The following is an 18,496-nucleotide window of genomic DNA, read 5'->3' as shown; positions in this document are numbered from 1 at the left end:
TCAGCTCTCTCGTTTGTCGATAAGTCTTTGTGAAGGTTCCGCGGACCGGATCGGTCAGCCTGCGACACCGAAGGGCAGCGTGAAACGCACGTCACCTTCGACGATGTCGCGCATGTCCGGGATACCGTTGCGGAACTGCAGGGTCCGCTCGAGGCCCATGCCGAATGCGAAACCCGAGTACTCGTCGGGATCGATACCGCTGGCGCGCAGAACGTTCGGGTTGACCATGCCGCAGCCGCCCCACTCGACCCAGCCGGCGCCGCCCTTCTTGTTCGCGAACCAGACGTCGACCTCGGCCGACGGTTCCGTGAACGGGAAGTAGTTGGGGCGCATACGGGTACGCGTCTCGGGGCCGAAAAGGGCACGAGCGAACGCGTCGAGAGTCCCGCGCAGGTTGGCCATGGTCAGGCCCTTGTCGACGGCCAGGCCTTCGACCTGCGAGAAGACAGGCGTGTGGGTCGCATCGAGTTCATCGGTGCGGAACGTGCGGCCCGGGCACACCACGTAGATCGGCACCTCACGCGAGAGCATGGTGCGGACCTGCACCGGCGAGGTGTGGGTACGCAGCACCTGGCGAGAGTTCTCGGGTGCCAGGTGGAAGGTGTCCTGCATCGTGCGCGCAGGGTGATCCGGCAAGAAGTTGAGTGCGTCGAAGTTGAAGTGCTCGGTCTCCACCTCCGGACCCTCGGCAACTTCCCAACCCATCGCGACGAATACGTCGGCGACCTGCTCGGAAATCAGGCTGATCGGGTGACGCGCCCCGACGGGGTGGCGATCGGAGGGCAGAGTGACGTCGATTGCCTCGGCAACCAACACCGCGGCGTCACGCTCGGCGAGGAGGACCTCACGACGAGCGTCGTACGCGTTGTTGATCCGAGTGCGGAAGATGTTGACGCGCTTACCGGCGTCCGCCTTTTCCTTGCCCGGAAGGCTGCCGAGTCCCCGGCGCGCGAGGGCGATCGGGGACTTGTCCCCCAGGTGCTCCACCTTGACGTGCGCCAGCGCGTCCAGGTCAGCGGCGTCCGCCAGCGCCTTCTCGGCGTTCTCAGCCGCAGCGGTCAACGCCTCTTCGGTGAGTACACTCGCGTCGACCTCCGGCGGTGTCGCGCCCTCATTTTTGGCCACGGCTGTGACGCTCCTGTCGCTTCTCGGTTTACTTCTCGTACTGCGTGCTTCTTGTACTGCTTACTTCTTGTACTGCGAGCGAGCATTCGAACTCGCTCGAGCATTGTCTCTGCTCTTGTATTGTCTCAGGCTTCCGCAAATGGGATTCCGTGAGGTCTTCGCGTGCGTTTTCAGCCGTGATCGGTGGCGCGATTTTGCACCCGCGCGCTTGCGTACAGGCAAATTGCCGCCGCTGTCGCGAGGTTCAAGCTTTCGGCGCGGCCATGGATCGGAATCCTGACCCGATGATCAGCCTGTGCGGCGATCGCCGGATCGAGACCGTGAGCTTCGTTACCGAACAGCCAGGCCGTCGGCTTGCTCAGCAACTCGTCGGCCTCGTCGAGATCGACCTCGCCGTCAGCTGCAGTCGCGAGAATCTGAATGCCGGCTGCGTGAATCTGCTCGATCACCGACACCGTGTCTCGATCGCGGACGACCGGCAGGTGAAAGAGGCTGCCCGCCGACGAACGAACGACCTTGCCGTTGTGCGGATCGACGCTGTCACCGGCGAGGATTGCCGCATCGGCACCCACTGCGTCGGCGATGCGAATGACGGTGCCCGCGTTACCTGGTTCGTTGACCTCGACCGGCACTGCGAGCAGGCGGGTCTCCTGATGGACGGCTGCGCTCAGCGGTACATCCAGTAGATCGCTGACGGCAACGAGACCGGGCGGCGTGACGGTATCGCTCAGAGCTTTGATTGCTCGATCGGTCACAAGAGCAACACGAACTCCAGCGGTCAGCGCCCGATCGATGACGTGCTGATAGCGCTCGGCTGCGTCCTCGGTGTAGAAGAGGTCGTGTACCGGGCGGGCCTCGCCGTTCGAGAGTGCACCGTTCAACAGTTCGGTGACCGAGTTCTCGCCCTCGACGAGGAAACGTCCTGCTTTGCGTCGTTCTGCTGTGCGCAGGAGCTTGACAGCAGAAACGACCCGCGGAGTCCGCTCGGTGAGCGGGTCCACGGGCCGTTGCTGTGATGCGTGAATCAGGCTGCTTCTCCGGCAGGAGCGTTCACGTCAGCCGGCAGAGCGGCCTTCGCGAGTGCGACCAGGCCGGCAAAGGCCTCGGCATCGGAGACAGCGAGCTCGGCCAGGATCTTGCGGTCGACCTCGACCTCTGCCAGACGCAGGCCCTGGATGAGGCGGTTGTACGTGATGTCGTTTGCGCGAGCTGCAGCGTTGATACGCGTGATCCACAGCTTGCGGAACTCGCCCTTGCGCGCACGACGGTCGCGGTACGCGTAGGTGAGCGAGTGGAGCTGCTGCTCCTTGGCCTTGGTGTACAGACGCGAACGCTGTCCACGGTAGCCGCTGGATGCAGCAAGAATTGAACGACGCTTCTTCTGGGCGTTGACCGCCCTCTTTACGCGTGCCACTTGAAAAATCCTGTCAATCTAGGGGCTGAAAGTACGGCCCCGGGTGGTCAGTAAGGGGGCGACTCAGATGCCGAGCATGCGCTTGATGCGCGGAGCGTCGTCAGGGCTGACAACAGCGACACCGTCGAGACGACGGGTAACCCTGCTGGACTTGTGCTCGAGAAGGTGGCGACGGCCGGCCTTCTGGCGCATGAGCTTTCCGCTGCCGGACACCTTGAATCGCTTCGAGGCGCCGCTGTGGCTCTTCATCTTGGGCATGGAGTCCTCAGTTCTTGTTACGTGGTGGATCTTGGGAAATCGACTAGCTGGCCGGAGCCTCGGGAGCGGCATCGCCGGTCGCCGGTGCTTCCGGAGCTGCTTCACTGGAAGCCGGTGCGGCCGGAGCCGGACGCGGAGCAGCCTGAGCCACTGGCGCCTGAGCGCTCTCCTGCGCCTTGACGCGAGTCTTGGCGCCCTTGTGCGGTGCCAGGACCATCGTCATGTTTCGGCCGTCCTGCTTTGCCGAGGTTTCGACGAATCCGAGATCTGCGACGTCTGCTCCCAGACGCTGCAGAAGGCGGTAGCCGAGTTCGGGGCGTGACTGCTCACGTCCGCGGAACATGATCGTGACCTTGACCTTGGAACCGGCTTCGAGGAAGCGAACGACGTTGCGCTTCTTGGTCTCGTAGTCGTGGTCGTCGATCTTGGGTCGGAGCTTCTGCTCCTTGATGACCGTCAGCTGCTGGTTCTTACGTGACTCACGTGCCTTCTGTGCAGCCTCGTACTTGAACTTGCCGTAGTCCATGATCTTGCAGACCGGTGGACGGGCATCAGGAGCTACCTCGACCAGGTCGAGGTCGGCCTCAAGGGCCAAGCGGAGTGCATCTTCAACACGCACGATGCCTACCTGTTCCCCGCCAGGTCCGACCAAACGAACCTCGGGAACGCGGATACGATCGTTGATGCGGGTCTCAGTGCTGATGGGGCCTCCTAGGTTGAACGGTGCGGTCTTCATGACCGCACGCAGCCCGTACCGCCCGCACCCCAACAAAAAAGCCCCGCTGTGATGATTGCTCATCCGCGGGGCCCGATGTCGACCGATCACATAAGATCCAGCTCACGCCGAAACCTATCTCCTCGACTGAGCGAGGAACCTGACGAAGAATTGATCTCCGATAACAGGTGACCGGAACCACTGAACTGCAGTTTCACCTGCCGTGCAGAGGTGGGAGTCGGACTCCACTTGCTGCCCCCGAACAAGTCGGAGGCGGTCGTTGCAACAAGAGTAACAGGTCGCCACAGATGAAAGAAATCGGTGCCGCTCCCAGTGCTGCCGGGAGAGGCCCGATTCAACACCACCACGGCCTGATGGAATCCTTACAACCATGAGTGAGAACTTCGAGGCAGATCAGAACACCGACGGCGCGAACCCCGACGTCCGCGAACTCTCCGAAGTTCCCGCGGTCGAGGTCATCAGCCGCGCCGCAGTGATGCTGATGAGTTCGGCTGCCGAAAAACTCGGCCTCTCCGACGCCGATCCGTCTGCCAGTCCCTATCTGGACCTCGACGAAGCTCGTCGAGTCATCACGGCGCTTGCCGGACTCGTGACTGCGTCGGTCGAATACCTCGGCCCCCACGCCGGACCCATCCGTGAAGGCCTTCAAGCCCTGCAGCGCGCATTCCGTGAGGCCTCCTCGCACCCGGACGAGCCAGGAAAGGGACCGGGCGAGAAGTTCACCGGTCCGGTCTACTGAGTTGGCAACCGCCAACAAGACTCAACCGACGCCCGAGGACGTCGACGCATTCATTTCACGCGTCGACGACCGCAAGCGTGCCGACAGCGTGGAGTTGATCTCCTTGCTGTCGGCCGCGACCGGCGAGCCTGCCGTCATGTGGGGCTCGAGCATCATCGGTTTCGGGGCACGGCACTACCGGTATGCGAGTGGCCACGAAGGTGACACCCCACTGATCGGGTTCTCCCCCAGGGCCACCGCGCTCACGTTGTATTTGTCGCTGAACTTCGACGACTACACCGACACACTGGCGCGCCTCGGCAAGCACAAGATCGGCAAGGGCTGCCTGTACGTCAAACGGCTGAGCGACGTCGACATGGCAGTCCTGACCGAACTGATCGCGGATTCCGTTGCCGCAGCCCGCAACATGATCGACTGAACAGGTCACCTTCGTGGGGCTACAGACCGAGCGTCTTCGGGCGGTTGGCCGAACAGGGTCGAATCCCGTGGTGTGAAGTGATCGTTCGTGAGCGTGGCCCGACGCATTCGATCGAGTCGAAACCACCGCACCGCGTCGCGCTGGCGACACCAGCCGATGAGAAACCACTGCCCACGGTCCTGCGCCAGAATGTGCGGCTCAACTGCCCGCACCGTCTCCGCACCGTCCCCATCCACGTAGTGCAACGACACGACGCGACTCTGTTCGAGCCCCTGCTCGACGGCCCGCCGGTTCGTGCGCGAATCCGCTACTACCCCGCCGTCGCCGCGAATCCACACACGGCCACCGAGTTCGGCGACCTTACGACGACTCTCCTCGTCCATCACGTCGAGCAGTTTCGCCAGAGCTGCTCGTCCGTCCGGCGCAAACGGGGCGTCACCGGCCGCCGTCAAGGCCAACGCGATTGATACTGCTTGCGGGACAGTGAAATTGACCGGCGGTAGCGTTGCGCGACCTACGAGTCGGTATCCACCCCCGGGGCCCGAGCGCGCCTCGATCGCCGCGCCCGACATCATCAGAGTCTCGATATCCCGCTTGATCGTCCGGGTGGTGACACCGAATTCCTCGGACAATCGGGAACACGTAGCCCCTCGATCGCCCTGTCGCCGAAGCTCTTCGACGAGAGCGTGCAATCTCGCAGCTCGATTCACGTTCACCAGTGTCGCAGATTTCGATACCAAACAGTGACATAATTGGTGACACTCTGTTGTCACCAACCTGATTGCACAGTGAGTCCATGAAAACTCACATCGTTCTTGTTCCCGGATTCTGGCTCGGCTCATGGGCTTGGGACGCAGTCCTCCCCCACCTCGAGCGCTCCGACACCACCCGCGTGACCAGCCTGACGCTGCCCGGACTCGACGCCGTCGATGCAGATAGATCAGCGGTCACCTTCGACGCCCACGTCCGCGCAGTCATCGACGCTGTATCGGATTCAGACGAACGTACGGTCCTGGTCGTGCACAGCGGCGCCGGCCCGGTGGGATACGCGGTAACCGATCGCATCCCGGATCGGGTCGCGCGGATCGTCTACGTCGATTCAGGTCCCATGCCCGACGGCGCGGCGCTGCGACCGGATCTGGCCGCTGACGTCGTCGAGATACCGCTGCCGACGTGGGCAGAACTTGAAGCAGACGGCAGCAGCCTCGAAGGACTCGACGAGAAGGCTCTCGAGGCGTTTCGCGCCAACGCCGTCCCCGAACCGGCCGGGCCGGCGCGTGAGCCAATTGTCCTGACGAACGAAAAGCGCTACCAGGTGCCGTCAACCGTCGTTTGCAGCACGTTCCCGTCCGCGGTGATTGCCCAGATGGCCGACGGAGGTCATCCGATGGCCGCAGAACTGGCGAAACTCCCCGTGACGTACGTCGACCTCCCGACCGGCCATTGGCCGATGTGGTCGCGCCCCGAAGACGTCGCCCAGGTGATCCTCGAGGCCGCCGCTTCCTGATCGACAAAGCAGTGATGCCGGATCGGATTCCGACCCGGCATCACTGACCGACTTCTACTTGCTCACCTTCTACTAGCTCACGGAAGCAGCTTTCTTCCGTGGCGCCGCCTTCTTTGCGGCAACTGCCTTCGTTGCACGCTTCTTGGTGATCGGCTTGGCCTTGACGGGCGCGTGCTGTGCGGTGAGAACCTCACTGAGGAACTTGCCCGTGTAGCTCTCGGGGACCGCGGCAACGTCCTCCGGGGTACCTTGCGCCACAACGGTTCCGCCGCCGGATCCACCTTCGGGCCCCATATCGACGACCCAGTCCGACGTCTTGATCACGTCGAGGTTGTGCTCGATCACGATCACGCTGTTGCCCTTGTCGACCAGACCGTTGATCACGATCAGGAGCTTGCGGATGTCCTCGAAATGCAGACCCGTGGTGGGCTCGTCGAGGATGTACACCGTGCGACCGGTGGACCGCTTCTGCAACTCGGCGGCCAGCTTGACGCGCTGCGCCTCACCACCGGACAGGGTCGGAGCCGGCTGACCCAGTCGGACATAGCCCAGTCCGACGTCGACCAGCGTCTTGAGGTACCGGTGAATAGAGGTCACCGGCTGGAAGAACTCGGCGGCTTCCTCGATGGGCATGTCGAGTACCTCGGCGATCGACTTGCCCTTGTAGTGGACCTCGAGCGTTTCGCGGTTGTACCGAGCGCCGTGGCATACCTCGCAGGGCACGTACACGTCCGGCAGGAAGTTCATCTCGATCTTCAAGGTTCCGTCGCCGGAGCACGCCTCGCAGCGTCCACCCTTGACATTGAACGAGAATCGGCCGGGCTGGTAACCGCGGACTTTCGCTTCCGTAGTGGCCGCGAACAGGGTTCGGATCTTGTCGAACACACCGGTGTACGTCGCCGCATTCGATCGCGGAGTCCGGCCGATCGGAGACTGATCGACCTGCACGAGCTTGTCCAGCTGATCGAGACCGTTGATTCGTGTGTGACGGCCAGGCACCTGGCGTGCACCGTTGAGCTTGTTCGCCATGACGGTCGCGAGAATGTCATTGACCAACGTCGACTTGCCCGAACCGGAGACACCGGTGACAGCGGTGAGAACACCCAGCGGGAAACTTACGTCGATGCCGTCGAGATTGTGCTCGCGAGCTCCGACGACCGTGACCTGGCGTTTGCGATCCACCGGCCGACGAATGGCCGGAACCTCGATGAAGCTGCGCCCCGACAGGTAGGCCCCGGTCAAAGACTCTTCACACGTCAGCAGTTCTTCGTACGGTCCGCTGTGGACGACCTTGCCGCCGTGCTCGCCGGCGTACGGTCCGATGTCGACCACCCAGTCGGATGTACGGATCGTGTCTTCGTCGTGTTCGACGACGATCAGCGTGTTGCCGAGGTCGCGCAGGCGCGTCAGGGTTTCGATCAGTCGCCGGTTGTCACGCTGGTGCAGGCCGATGGACGGCTCGTCGAGTACGTAAAGCACGCCGACCAGTCCGGATCCGATCTGTGTTGCCAAGCGAATTCGCTGGGCTTCGCCACCGGACAACGTGCCCGCGGCTCGCGAGAGGGAAAGGTATTCCAGGCCGACGTCGAGCAGGAAGCCGAGGCGCGCCTGAACTTCCTTGAGGACCTGACCCGCGATTGCCTCTTCACGCGAGCCGAGAGTGAGGCTGTTCAGGAAATCCGCGCAATCGGAGATCGACAGTTCACAGACCTCGGCGATGGACTTACTGCCGAAGTCTCCCGCCGCGATAGTTACCGACAGGATTTCGGGGCGCAGGCGAGCACCACCACACGCCGGGCACGGGGTGTCGCGCATGTACCCGTCGTAGCGTTCCTTCATCTGATCGGATTCGGTCTGTTCGAGCCGGCGGTGCAAGAACGGCATCACACCTTCGAACTCCGCGTAGTAAGAACGGGTACGGCCGTATCGATTCTTGTACCGGACGTGCACCTGCTCTTCGCTGCCTTCGAGGATTGCTTTGCGGGCCTTCGCCGGCAACTTGTTCCACGGCGTCTTCATGTCGAATCCGAGAATGTCGCCGAGGCCGGACAGCAGGCGTCCGAAGTACTCGGAACTCTGGCCCATCGACCACGGCGCGATTGCACCGTCTTCGAGACTCAGGTCAGGATCGGGAACCACCAGATCCGGGTCGACCTCCTTGCGGATACCGAGGCCGGTGCAGTCCGGGCAGGCGCCGTAGGGCGAGTTGAAGGAGAACGAGCGCGGTTCGAGATCGTCGATCGCGAGTGCGTGGCCATTCGGGCAGGCCAGCTTCTCGGAAAAACGACGCTCACGATCAGGTGCATTTTCTTCACGGTCGACGAAGTCGAGGACCACGATGCCTTCGGCCAATCGAAGTGCGGTCTCGACCGAGTCGGTCAGGCGCTGCTTCGAGCTCGCCTTGACCTGCAATCGGTCGACCACTACTTCGATGTCGTGCTTTTCCTGCTTCTTGAGCTTCGGCGGATCGGCCAGCGAATGGACGACTCCGTCGACGCGCACGCGCGAGTAGCCCTGGGTGTTGAGCTGATCGAAGAGATCGACGAACTCGCCCTTACGAGTACGGACCACTGGTGCGAGGACCTGGAACTTGATGCCCTCCTCCATCTCGAGCACCTGGTCGACGATCTGCTGAGGCGTCTGACGTGCGATCTTCTCACCACACACCGGGCAGTGCGCCGAACCTGCGCGGGCGTAGAGGAGTCGGAGGTAGTCGTACACCTCGGTGATGGTGCCCACCGTCGAACGGGGGTTGCGGTTGGTCGACTTCTGGTCGATGGACACCGCCGGCGACAATCCCTCGATGAAATCGACATCGGGCTTGTCCATCTGACCGAGGAACTGACGCGCGTATGCCGAGAGTGACTCGACGTAGCGGCGCTGACCTTCGGCAAAGATCGTGTCGAACGCGAGGCTGGACTTGCCGGAGCCGGACAACCCGGTGAAGACGATCAGGCTGTCTCGCGGGAGGTCGAGATCGACTCCTCGCAGATTGTGCTCACGCGCACCCCGCACGATCAGGCGATCCGCCACACCAATTCCCTTCATTGTCAATCGTCCGGGGCCGTCCCCCCGGAGAAGTCTCGAGTGGCCTCGCAAACGCGAGTCCTCGAGCGATCGTCATCGTAGGCCGAGCCACCGACACGTTTTTCTCACCAGGCGAGCCCATCGCTCTACCTGCCCCTATTCGAAGGTAGCCTGCGTTTCATGACGAATCAGCCCATCGTGATCGACGACTCCTACACCGGTCAGGTCTCCCCCGATTCTGCCCCTCAGCGGCGCACAGTCGACGGTGCCGTCATCACGAAGATGTCGGTCGGCCCCATGGACAACAACACTTACCTCGTCGTCTGTTCCGCAACCGGGAAATCTCTCCTGATCGATGCGGCCAACGAGGCCGAGAAAATCGTTGCGCTCATCGAACAGGAAGCGCCTGTTTTCGATTCCATCGTCACCACCCACCAACACGGTGATCACTGGTTGGCTCTGCAGGACGTCCACGCTGCCACCAAGGTGCCGACCGCCGCTCACCCTCTCGACGCGGATGTACTTCCCGTCACCCCGGACGTACTCCTCGAAGACGGCGACAAGGTGACAGTTGGCAATCTGAGCCTCGACGTCATTCACCTGTCCGGCCACACGCCCGGTTCCATTGCGTTGGCTCTCACCGAACCGAACGGGCAGGTTCACCTCTTCACCGGCGACTCACTCTTCCCCGGAGGCGTAGGCAAGACCGCCGACCCCGAGAAGTTCACTTCCCTGCTCGACGACGTGGAAAACAAGCTGTTCGGAAGGTACGACGACGCGACTGTCGTCTACCCCGGGCACGGCAAGGACACGACGCTGGGTACCGAGCGCCCGCACCTGGCGGAATGGCGCGAGCGCGGTTGGTGACGTTTCACCTGTTCCGTACTGGACCCCGCTAACCGACTTCCTGACTATCGACCTGTTCACCGTCGACGCGAAGTCGCGGAAGCCAGGTCGACAGAGTCCGGCCGAGTCCTTCGACCATCCGTTCCCCGAACACACACAGCGTGCGTTCCCACGGATGGCCGAAGGTCCCTTCCGTGAAGTCGTCACGACTGAATATGTAGTAGTCGCCGTTCGGATAGATCGGGACACGCCACTCCGCCAACTCTTTCGCGGCAGCATGCGCCTCCGCGTCGAAGGTGTAGCCCGGATGCTGCCAGTCCAGGACGACAAAGTTGGGATCGTCGTTCCAATCGATGACAAAACAGCGCAACGCTTCGGCGTTGATCGCATCAACTCGAGCGGCCCACGCCCCTGGAGTCGCAGCTGGCACCGCACCCAAATCGAAGACCACGGACGGCGTCGGCTCAGCGATACCTTCGTGGTCACAACACCATCGTGCTCGAACGGTGCGCATTGTGTGACACCTTCGAACACGCCGTATGCGGATACGCGGTAACGGATACTTCAGAACGGTGTGTCCGGATCGGTGGAGAAGTCATCGACGCAGTACAGCGCGCTTCGGCGACCAGGAATCCGTCAACCGGGTCAGGCGTCGCGGGATCGCCGAACCGGACCAATTCCTTGTGAGATCGCTAGGGTGGAAAACGAACCTACATCGGGAGGCTTGAAACATGCTGGTACGTCGAATTGCTCGTCCACTGCTTTCCACGATCTTCATCGCCGGGGGAATCGATGCTTTGCGCAACCCCGCTCAGCGAGCAGCCAAAGCGTCACCGCTGATCGACAAATCCGTCGAGACGCTGCCAGGAGCAGTGACGCAGAAGGTGCCTGCTGATCCGGAAACACTCGTCAAGATCAACGCCGCCGTCCAGATCGGCGGCGGTGCCCTGCTGGCCACCGGCAAGGCGCCGCGTCTCGCGTCGTTGGTCCTCGCGGGGAGCCTGGTACCGACCACGCTTGCCGGTCACGACTTCTGGAACGAAACCGATCCGTCATTGCGAGCGATGCAGCGGACCAACTTCATCAAGAACGTCAGCCTGCTCGGCGGACTGATGATCGCGTCCGTCGACACAGAGGGCAAGCCGTCGCTCGGCTGGCGTGGCCGCCGCGCCGCGAAGAAGGCTCAGGCGTCTATCGCCGCGGCACTTCCGTTGGTCGCATCGCAGACCGATCACACGAGCGATCGCGTCGAACACGCTCTGTCGGTGGCGTCCGAACGCGGTTCCGAACTTGCCGAAACCGCGAAGGCGCACGGCACGGATTGGCTCGAACTTGCCAAGGAGCGCAGCTCCGAGTTCGCGGAGATCGCGAGCAAGCGTGCCGCTGAATTCGGAGAGGTCGCCAAAGAACGCGGCCCGGACATCCTCGAAGTCGCGCAGAAGCGCGGCTCCGAACTGGCCGAGACCGCACGTGAGCGCAGCGCCGAACTGGCAGAGCTGGCGAGCAAGCGCAGCTCCGAGTTCGCCGAACTCGCGCTCGAAAAGAGCAACGAGTGGGCAGAAACGGCGTCGGAGCAGACCGAGGTGCTGGGTAAGCGTGCCCGAAAGCGCGCCGAGAAGGCGCTCGAAAAGGCTCGCGCCAAGAAGGACGAATTGACGCACTGAGTGCACCGAAAAACACGGTCAGGCCACCTTCGGGTGGCCTGACCTGTATCTATGCGGCAGTTCATCTGGGGGAACTAGACTGTCTTGGCGCTTTTGCAGCGCGTGAATTTCTCATCAAGCCTAGGAGATCCTTTGCCCGACGCGGACCCGTCACTGAACGAGCAAGAGCTCGAGCAGCAGTACGTGACGATGTTGTACTCCCGTCTCGACGATCTTCGAAAGTATGCCCAAACTCGCTTGAGCACGGTCCTCCTCGAGACCGGCGGAACCCCGCAAGCACGCAGTGAACGCGAATCCTTCAATGCCATGTACACCGAGGATCTCGCCAAGTACGACGCAGCCGAGAACGGAATGTGTTTCGGACGCATCGACTTCGACGACGAGCGACGCTACGTCGGCCGACTCGGAATTCTGGACACCGACAACGACTACGAAACGCTACTGCTCGACTGGCGAGCTCCGATGGCACGCCCGTTCTATCTGGCGACGCCCGCGGCACCTGAGGGCGTCAAGCGACGACGCCATATCCGCAGTCGGAGCCGAACAGTCACCGGAATCAACGACGAATACCTGGACCTCGACGCTGCCCGAGCCGCCGGCGTGGTGACCGAAGCCGGCGGCGTCGCCGGTGAGAGCGCACTCCTGGACGCTCTGAACGCAGCGCGTACGGGTCAGATGAACGACATCGTCGAGACCATTCAGAGTGAGCAGGATGCCATCATCCGCTCCGAGCACAAAAGCGTTCTGGTGGTCCAGGGCGGTCCGGGTACCGGCAAAACCGCGGTAGCACTTCACCGTGCCGCGTTCCTGCTCTACACCTACCGCCAGCAACTGGCCAAGGCCGGTGTTCTCATCATCGGGCCGAACGCGACGTTCCTCGACTACATCAGCCAGGTCCTTCCTTCACTCGGTGAGACCGGAGTTCTGCTCTCGACGATCGGGGACCTGTACCCCGGAGTGCGTGCGACTCGTACGGATTCCCTCGCCGCGGGTGAGATCAAGGGTTCCCTCGCGATCCTCGACGTACTCAAGAACGCCGTCCGGGATCGGCAGGAAGTCCCGTCGAAGCCGATCACCCTTCGATTCGACACGTACGACTTGAAGCTGGATCGCAAGACTGTCACGAAGGCTCGCGGACGTGCTCGGTCGTCGCGTCGCCCGCACAACCTGGCGCGCCCGATCTTCGTGGCAGCAGTCATCGAGGCGTTGGCACTGCAGATGGCCGAACTCATCGGCGGCAACCTCGTGGACGGCGGCTCACTCCTCAGTCGGGACGACATCGCCGACATTCGCGACGAGATGCGTGAGGACGCGGACATCATGTCCGCCATCGGAAAGCTGTGGCCTGAATTGTCGCCGCAGCAAATCCTCGCGGAACTGTGGACCTCTCCGGCGAGGTTGGCCAAGGCAGCGCCGCAACTCGACGACGCCCAACGCGACGAGCTTCTGCAGAGCGTCGGACCGGGTTTCAGTGCGGCAGACGCTCCCCTCCTCGATGAACTGGCCGAGATCCTCGGAGTCGACGATGCCGCCGAACGCGAACGCGCACAACGTGAATGGCGCGCGCAGATCGCCGACGCCCAGGGCGCCCTCGACATCCTCACCGGCTCTGCACCACAGGATCTCGAAGACGAGATGGACCCCGAGATCTTGATGGCGTACGACTTGATCGACGCCAGCCAACTCGCCCAGCGCCACGATCAGGGCCAGCGCCAGACCACGGCAGAACGCGCTGCCGGCGACCGAACCTGGACCTACGGTCACGTGATCGTCGACGAAGCCCAAGAGCTCTCCGAAATGGCGTGGCGAATGCTGATGCGGCGCATACCGAATCGCTGGATGACGTTGGTCGGCGATACAGCTCAGACCGGTGATCCCGCGGGAACCTCGTCCTGGCAGAAGATTCTCGAGCCTTACGTCGCCAAGCGCTGGAAGCTCACCGAACTGACCGTCAACTACCGAACTCCCTCGGAGATCATGGATGTCGCGCACCGTGTGCTCGAAGAGATCGACCCGGAGCAATCCGTGCCCCGGTCGGTACGCGACAGCGGATTCGCGCCGTGGGCACTCAAGACCACGGCCGAAGAATTGGAATCGACCGTGCGCCGTTGCATCGAGTCCGAGTCGCATCCCGGTATCACCGCAGTGATCGCCGGTTCCGAGGTCGTTGCCGATCTGGCAGGCATTGCGAGTGAGACCGTAAGTGTCCTGTCGGTCAAGGACGTCAAGGGACTCGAGTTCGACACCGTGTTGATCGTCGAACCTGCCGACATTCTCGACGAGTCACCACGCGGAATGAACGACCTCTACGTCGCATTGACCCGCGCTACCCAGAGGCTCGGCATCATTCACGTCGAGTCGCTCCCCGCGGTTCTCGACGGCGTCGCGGCAGCAGAGTTGGCCTTCGATTCGTGAGCCTCACGGAGTAGGTTCGTGCGTGACACCACGAATCGTGGTGTCACCCCAATTTGTGTCGACGACTGAAGGAATGACCCCTCGTGCTTGGCCTGCCCGCAAGTTCCGCCGCACCCTTCCGCAAGATCGCTCGCGTGGTGATCGGTGTCGGGATGCTTGCGGCGGTGACAGCCGGTTGTTCAGAGGATGATTCGAGTTCAACGGCTGCTGCAGGCAGCGACGACATCGCTGCTGTTGCTGCCGCACCGACCGAAAAACCGGCAGACGATGCAGAACGGCTGCGGGCGGCGCTTGCATCTACCGGGGTCAAGCCAGCCTTTTCCGACGACATGTTGCAGGCGCTCGGTGACGGCGTCTGCCAGCAACTCGCGGCCGGCACGGATCGAGAGATGATCATCGCGAATCTGCGGACGGTATCGCTGAACGGCGCGAGCGAACCGATGGTCACCACCGGAAACGACTCGGCCGCATCGACAACGCCCCCCAGCGCCGATCAGCTGGCTGAAGTGTTCGTCGATGCGGCCGAGGCCGACTACTGCCGATAGGTCAGCGAACGGTGTGCACGATCAGGACATCGGATGTCGCCTTGCGCGCCGCATCGGAAGGCACCGATCCGAGCAGACGCCCGGTCAGTGTGTTCAATCCGCGATTTCCGACGACCAGCAAGTCACCCTTGACCTCGTCGAGCAAAGCGAGAAGCGATTCGACGGGAGCGCCGACGATAGCGCGCTCGACAACATCCTTTGCACCCTGGGCATGTGCGCGCTCACGAGCGGTGCGAAGGATCTCGTAGGTCGGAGCGGAACCGGTGACCTGGTAGGCCTCGTTACCCAACGCATCAGCGGCAGCGCTCACGTCCTTGGGATCAGCCGGGTAGTACGCACATGCGATGACGAGCTGAGCGTCCGAGCCACTGGCAATGGCGGCAGCTCTGTCGACTGCCTTCAGTGACGACTCGGAGCCATCGGTTCCTACGACAACGGTCCGGTAGGCACTCATTCATTCCTCCATGGTTACGGGACGGACGGTACGGCCGGCACCGAGCGCAACGCTGTTGCGCCCGCTCGACAACCGCTGCGCTGACATTAGCGGGATTGTGCCGCGGATAGTGTTATTTGCAGTACACGCCACAAGCCCACAGTGAATGTGATTCTTCGTCACAGACACATTTGTCCGGCGGTGACCACTCAGCGAAGTTTGCCGAAGCGGGGCCCGAACAGCGCCGCCGGAAAAACTTCCTGCTCGACCAGGGCGGTACGCCACGGCATCGCCAATTCCAGCAACCGCTTGGCACCCTCCTCACCCAGCGCATCCCACGGAGCCAAAGCGAGGTCGTCCGTCAGGTCTTCGACGACGTCACGCAGTTCCTGCCCGTCCTCGGTCAGTGCACCGGACGAACGATCCAGCAGTTCGCGGTCCTTCAAACTCTCGACGGCCTCGTCCCACTGTTCCTGCGACCATCCGCGGCGAGTCTGCGCGAACTTGCGCTGAAATCCGATTCCCGTCGCGGTGTGCGTGATCAACGCGTCCAGGCCGTTCAATCCCGCGGTCTGAAGAGCCGCAATGTGGCCGTCGCCGCGATACTCACGCAGCAGTGTCAGCGCGTGCCAGAAACGCAGGTGCGGTTCGGTCGGCCAGTCGAGCGACGCCCAACCCGCATACAGGGGGCGGCCGTCCACTCCGGGGATGTTCTGAGCCGCGATCGACACGAGTTCGGCGGCCTCGGCCATGTCCGCCGATCCTGTCACGTCCGCACCGAACAGGCGGACGTACGCCGCGTCGATTGCCCGATACCGCGCGGCGACAACCTCTGTGGGCCTTGCCAATTCCCAGGCACGTGGGATGACGCTGGCGATCAGTTCGGGATTGAAGTTGAAGAAGGTGGCCGTGACGACAGTCGCGGGTGGAGCGCCGAGCGGTGCTGATCGCCCCGCGAAGTACACCATTCGGCCGGGCTCCAACCCGACGCCGACAAGCTCCTTCTCCGTCTCCGGGACGAAGTACGCCAACGAGTGGAGAAGTTCGAGCGTCCGCGCGGTCTTGCCTGCAGTCTGTGCATCCATACCTGAAACCGTAGCGGTCGAGAGCACGAACCCACGCGAGGCGACCTACTTGAGACCCGCGGCGTCCATCCCTCGGAGCTCCTTCTTCAAATCCGAGATTTCGTCTCGCAATCGCCCAGCCAACTCGAACTGAAGGTCGCGTGCAGCGTTCATCATCTGATCGGTGAGTTCCTTGACCAGATCTGCCAATTCGGCCCGAGGCATCGATTTGGTGTCGCGCCCCTCGTACACACCGGCACTGACCGCACGACCGGCCTCACCCTGCGCACGCCGACCACGCGTCGCATTGCGACCCGAACCACCGACGTCCACGGACGCCGCAGTGTCCTCTGCCTCCTCGTACACCTGATCGAGAATGTCCGCGATCTTCTTGCGTAGAGGTTGTGGGTCGACGCCCATCTTCTCGTTGTAGGCGACCTGCTTCTCGCGCCGCCGCTCGGTTTCCTCGATGGCCTGCGCCATGGATGCGGTGATCTTGTCCGCATACATGTGCACTTGACCGGAAACATTTCGAGCCGCTCGACCGATCGTCTGAATGAGGCTGGTGGAGCTACGGAGGAAGCCTTCCTTGTCGGCATCGAGGATCGCGACCAGCGACACCTCGGGGAGGTCGAGTCCCTCACGCAGGAGGTTGATGCCGACCAACACGTCGTACTCGCCCAGGCGGAGCTGCCGGAGCAGCTCGACTCGCCGGAGTGTATCGATATCCGAGTGCAGATACCGGACGCGAATTCCGAGTTCGAGAAGGTAGTCGGTCAGGTCTTCCGACATCTTCTTGGTCAACGTCGTGACCAGCACACGCTCGTCACGTTCGGCACGCTCACGGATCTCGTGAACGAGATCGTCGATCTGCCCCTTGGTGGGTTTGACGATGACCTCGGGATCGATCAATCCGGTCGGGCGAATCACCTGCTCGACGAACTCACCGCCGGACTGACCCAACTCGTACTTACCGGGTGTCGCCGACAGGTAGACGGTCTGACCGATCCGCTTACTGAATTCTTCCCAAGTCAGAGGGCGGTTATCGGTTGCCGACGGTAGCCGGAATCCGAATTCGACCAGGTTGCGCTTGCGCGACATATCGCCCTCGTACATGGCGCCGATCTGCGGAACGGTCACGTGTGACTCGTCGATGACCAGCAGGAAATCTTCGGGGAAATAGTCGATCAAAGTTGCGGGGGCAGTTCCGGGGCCACGGCCGTCGATGTGGCGCGAGTAGTTCTCGATGCCGGAGCAGAATCCGACCTGCTTGATCATCTCTAGGTCGTACTGCGTTCGCATGCGCAGACGCTGAGCTTCGAGAAGCTTGCCCTTGCCCTCGAGTTCCGCGAGCCGCTCTTCCAGTTCCGCCTCGATGTCCTTGGCTGCACGCTCCATGCGTTCAGGACCGGCGACGTAGTGCGTCGCCGGGAAGATGCGAACCGTGTCGACCTGGCGAACGATGTCCCCGGTCAGTGGATGTAGGTAGTACAGCGCCTCGATCTCGTCACCGAAGAATTCGATGCGGACCGCCAGCTCTTCGTAGGAAGGAATGATCTCGACCGTGTCGCCGCGCACGCGGAACGAACCTCGCGTGAACGCCATGTCGTTGCGGTTGTACTGAACGTCGACGAGCAGACGGAGGAACGCGTCGCGCGGTACCTCGACACCGACGTCGAGCTGAATCGAGCGATCGAGATACGACTGCGGTGTACCGAGGCCGTAGATGCACGACACCGAGGCCACCACGACCACATCCCGTCGTGACAGAAGGCTGGACGTTGCCGAGTGGCGAAGCCGCTCGACGTCGTCATTGACCGACGAATCCTTCTCGATGTAAGTGTCCGTCTGGGCGATGTACGCCTCGGGTTGGTAGTAGTCGTAGTACGAGACGAAGTACTCGACCGCGTTGTTGGGAAGCATTTCCCGAAGCTCGTTCGCGAGCTGAGCCGCCAAGGTCTTGTTCGGAGCCATCACCAAAGCCGGGCGCTGCAGCTTTTCGATCAACCACGCTGTTGTCGCGGACTTACCGGTACCGGTCGCACCGAGGAGGACAACGTCCTTCTCTCCCTCATTGATCCGTTTTTCAAGCTCGGCGATAGCTGCCGGCTGATCGCCTGCCGGTTCGTACGGGCTGACGACCTCGAAGCGCGCGTCTGAGCGCTCGATGTCACCAACCGGCCGAAACTCGGAATGCGCGACCACGGGATGTTCGGAAGCAAACGCCATGAAACCAGGGTAGGCGCACCCACCGACACAATGCCTGCTCGTCCGCGTTCAGCCGAAAATGCAGTTCGGCGGTAGG

Annotated in this window: 18 protein-coding genes; 7 read left to right on the top strand and 11 right to left on the bottom strand. The window is 62.4% G+C overall.

All coding sequences use genetic code 11. The annotated features are described in order from the left end of the window. Positions 1-54: 54 nt before the first annotated feature. From pheS to infC, 5 genes are all read right to left on the bottom strand, one after another. Positions 55-1,125, bottom strand: a complete 1,071-nt coding sequence (gene pheS, locus RE4_RS22135; protein ID WP_003944109.1) for a phenylalanine--tRNA ligase subunit alpha — start codon at positions 1,123-1,125, stop codon at positions 55-57. Between the two features lie 170 nt (positions 1,126-1,295). Continuing rightward, entirely contained in the window at positions 1,296-2,126 is an 831-nt protein-coding gene (locus RE4_RS22130; RefSeq protein WP_020969726.1) for a TrmH family RNA methyltransferase, read from the bottom strand. Positions 2,127-2,149: 23 nt separating this feature from the next. Further along, complete coding sequence (gene rplT / locus RE4_RS22125; RefSeq protein ID WP_019748616.1) at positions 2,150-2,539, bottom strand: 50S ribosomal protein L20; 390 nt, start codon at positions 2,537-2,539, stop codon at positions 2,150-2,152. Positions 2,540-2,602: 63 nt separating this feature from the next. Continuing rightward, complete coding sequence (gene rpmI / locus RE4_RS22120; RefSeq protein ID WP_003944043.1) at positions 2,603-2,797, bottom strand: 50S ribosomal protein L35; 195 nt, start codon at positions 2,795-2,797, stop codon at positions 2,603-2,605. A 43-nt stretch (positions 2,798-2,840) separates the two neighbouring features. Next, positions 2,841-3,533: a translation initiation factor IF-3 gene (gene infC / locus RE4_RS22115; RefSeq protein ID WP_003944008.1), complete on the bottom strand. Its 693-nt coding sequence runs from the start codon at positions 3,531-3,533 to the stop codon at positions 2,841-2,843. A gap of 370 nt (positions 3,534-3,903) precedes the next feature. On the opposite strand from infC, the gene RE4_RS22110 reads away from it, so the two are divergent. Together RE4_RS22110 and RE4_RS22105 are read left to right on the top strand one after the other, a co-directional pair. Continuing rightward, positions 3,904-4,272 carry a DUF1844 domain-containing protein gene (locus RE4_RS22110; RefSeq protein WP_019748617.1) on the top strand — a complete coding sequence of 123 codons (369 nt, stop codon included), beginning with the start codon at positions 3,904-3,906 and terminating at the stop codon, positions 4,270-4,272. 1 nt (position 4,273) lies between these two features. Next, positions 4,274-4,690 (top strand): DUF1801 domain-containing protein, encoded by a 417-nt coding sequence (locus RE4_RS22105; RefSeq protein WP_019748618.1) that lies wholly within the window; start codon positions 4,274-4,276, stop codon positions 4,688-4,690. A 5-nt stretch (positions 4,691-4,695) separates the two neighbouring features. On the opposite strand, the gene RE4_RS22100 is transcribed toward RE4_RS22105, so the two are convergent. Then, positions 4,696-5,406 (bottom strand): helix-turn-helix transcriptional regulator, encoded by a 711-nt coding sequence (locus RE4_RS22100; protein WP_060939352.1) that lies wholly within the window; start codon positions 5,404-5,406, stop codon positions 4,696-4,698. An 80-nt stretch (positions 5,407-5,486) separates the two neighbouring features. On the opposite strand from RE4_RS22100, the gene RE4_RS22095 reads away from it, so the two are divergent. Beyond that, positions 5,487-6,197, top strand: a complete 711-nt coding sequence (locus RE4_RS22095; protein ID WP_019748620.1) for an alpha/beta fold hydrolase — start codon at positions 5,487-5,489, stop codon at positions 6,195-6,197. A gap of 72 nt (positions 6,198-6,269) precedes the next feature. Here the strand turns inward: RE4_RS22095 and uvrA are convergent, their stop codons facing one another. After that, positions 6,270-9,230, bottom strand: coding sequence for an excinuclease ABC subunit UvrA (gene uvrA / locus RE4_RS22090; RefSeq protein WP_176579521.1), 2,961 nt, complete (start codon positions 9,228-9,230; stop codon positions 6,270-6,272). Between the two features lie 174 nt (positions 9,231-9,404). Between uvrA and RE4_RS22085 the strand changes: the two genes are divergently transcribed. After that, positions 9,405-10,091 carry an MBL fold metallo-hydrolase gene (locus RE4_RS22085; RefSeq protein WP_060939350.1) on the top strand — a complete coding sequence of 229 codons (687 nt, stop codon included), beginning with the start codon at positions 9,405-9,407 and terminating at the stop codon, positions 10,089-10,091. A 28-nt stretch (positions 10,092-10,119) separates the two neighbouring features. Here RE4_RS22085 and RE4_RS22080 read toward each other — a convergent pair whose 3' ends face one another. Continuing rightward, positions 10,120-10,584, bottom strand: a complete 465-nt coding sequence (locus RE4_RS22080; protein WP_238077147.1) for a DUF2716 domain-containing protein — start codon at positions 10,582-10,584, stop codon at positions 10,120-10,122. A 217-nt stretch (positions 10,585-10,801) separates the two neighbouring features. Between RE4_RS22080 and RE4_RS22075 the strand changes: the two genes are divergently transcribed. The 3 genes from RE4_RS22075 to RE4_RS22065 all read left to right on the top strand — a co-directional run bounded on the left by RE4_RS22075 (position 10,802) and on the right by RE4_RS22065 (position 14,694). After that, a complete protein-coding gene (locus tag RE4_RS22075) occupies positions 10,802-11,734 on the top strand; it encodes a DoxX family protein (RefSeq protein ID WP_003944048.1) in 933 nt (310 codons plus the stop codon). Between the two features lie 132 nt (positions 11,735-11,866). Then, positions 11,867-14,149 (top strand): HelD family protein, encoded by a 2,283-nt coding sequence (locus RE4_RS22070; protein WP_020969733.1) that lies wholly within the window; start codon positions 11,867-11,869, stop codon positions 14,147-14,149. Positions 14,150-14,232: 83 nt separating this feature from the next. Then, positions 14,233-14,694 (top strand): DUF732 domain-containing protein, encoded by a 462-nt coding sequence (locus RE4_RS22065; protein WP_060939349.1) that lies wholly within the window; start codon positions 14,233-14,235, stop codon positions 14,692-14,694. A 1-nt stretch (position 14,695) separates the two neighbouring features. Here the strand turns inward: RE4_RS22065 and RE4_RS22060 are convergent, their stop codons facing one another. The 3 genes from RE4_RS22060 to uvrB all read right to left on the bottom strand — a co-directional run bounded on the left by RE4_RS22060 (position 14,696) and on the right by uvrB (position 18,420). Next, positions 14,696-15,148, bottom strand: coding sequence for a universal stress protein (locus RE4_RS22060; protein ID WP_019748627.1), 453 nt, complete (start codon positions 15,146-15,148; stop codon positions 14,696-14,698). Between the two features lie 188 nt (positions 15,149-15,336). Continuing rightward, the gene (locus RE4_RS22055; protein ID WP_060939348.1) at positions 15,337-16,212 is read right to left on the bottom strand and encodes an SCO6745 family protein; all 876 of its coding nucleotides are present in this window, start codon (positions 16,210-16,212) and stop codon (positions 15,337-15,339) included. Between the two features lie 45 nt (positions 16,213-16,257). Then, positions 16,258-18,420 (bottom strand): excinuclease ABC subunit UvrB, encoded by a 2,163-nt coding sequence (uvrB, locus tag RE4_RS22050; RefSeq protein ID WP_019748629.1) that lies wholly within the window; start codon positions 18,418-18,420, stop codon positions 16,258-16,260. Positions 18,421-18,496: the final 76 nt, after the last annotated feature.

Origin of the sequence: Rhodococcus erythropolis NBRC 15567, from assembly GCF_001552595.1 — a bacterium.
GTDB classification, from domain to species: domain Bacteria; phylum Actinomycetota; class Actinomycetes; order Mycobacteriales; family Mycobacteriaceae; genus Rhodococcus_F; species Rhodococcus_F erythropolis.
Note: the sequence above shows the minus strand (reverse complement) of the source record. Positions and strands in the feature narration are given on the sequence as shown.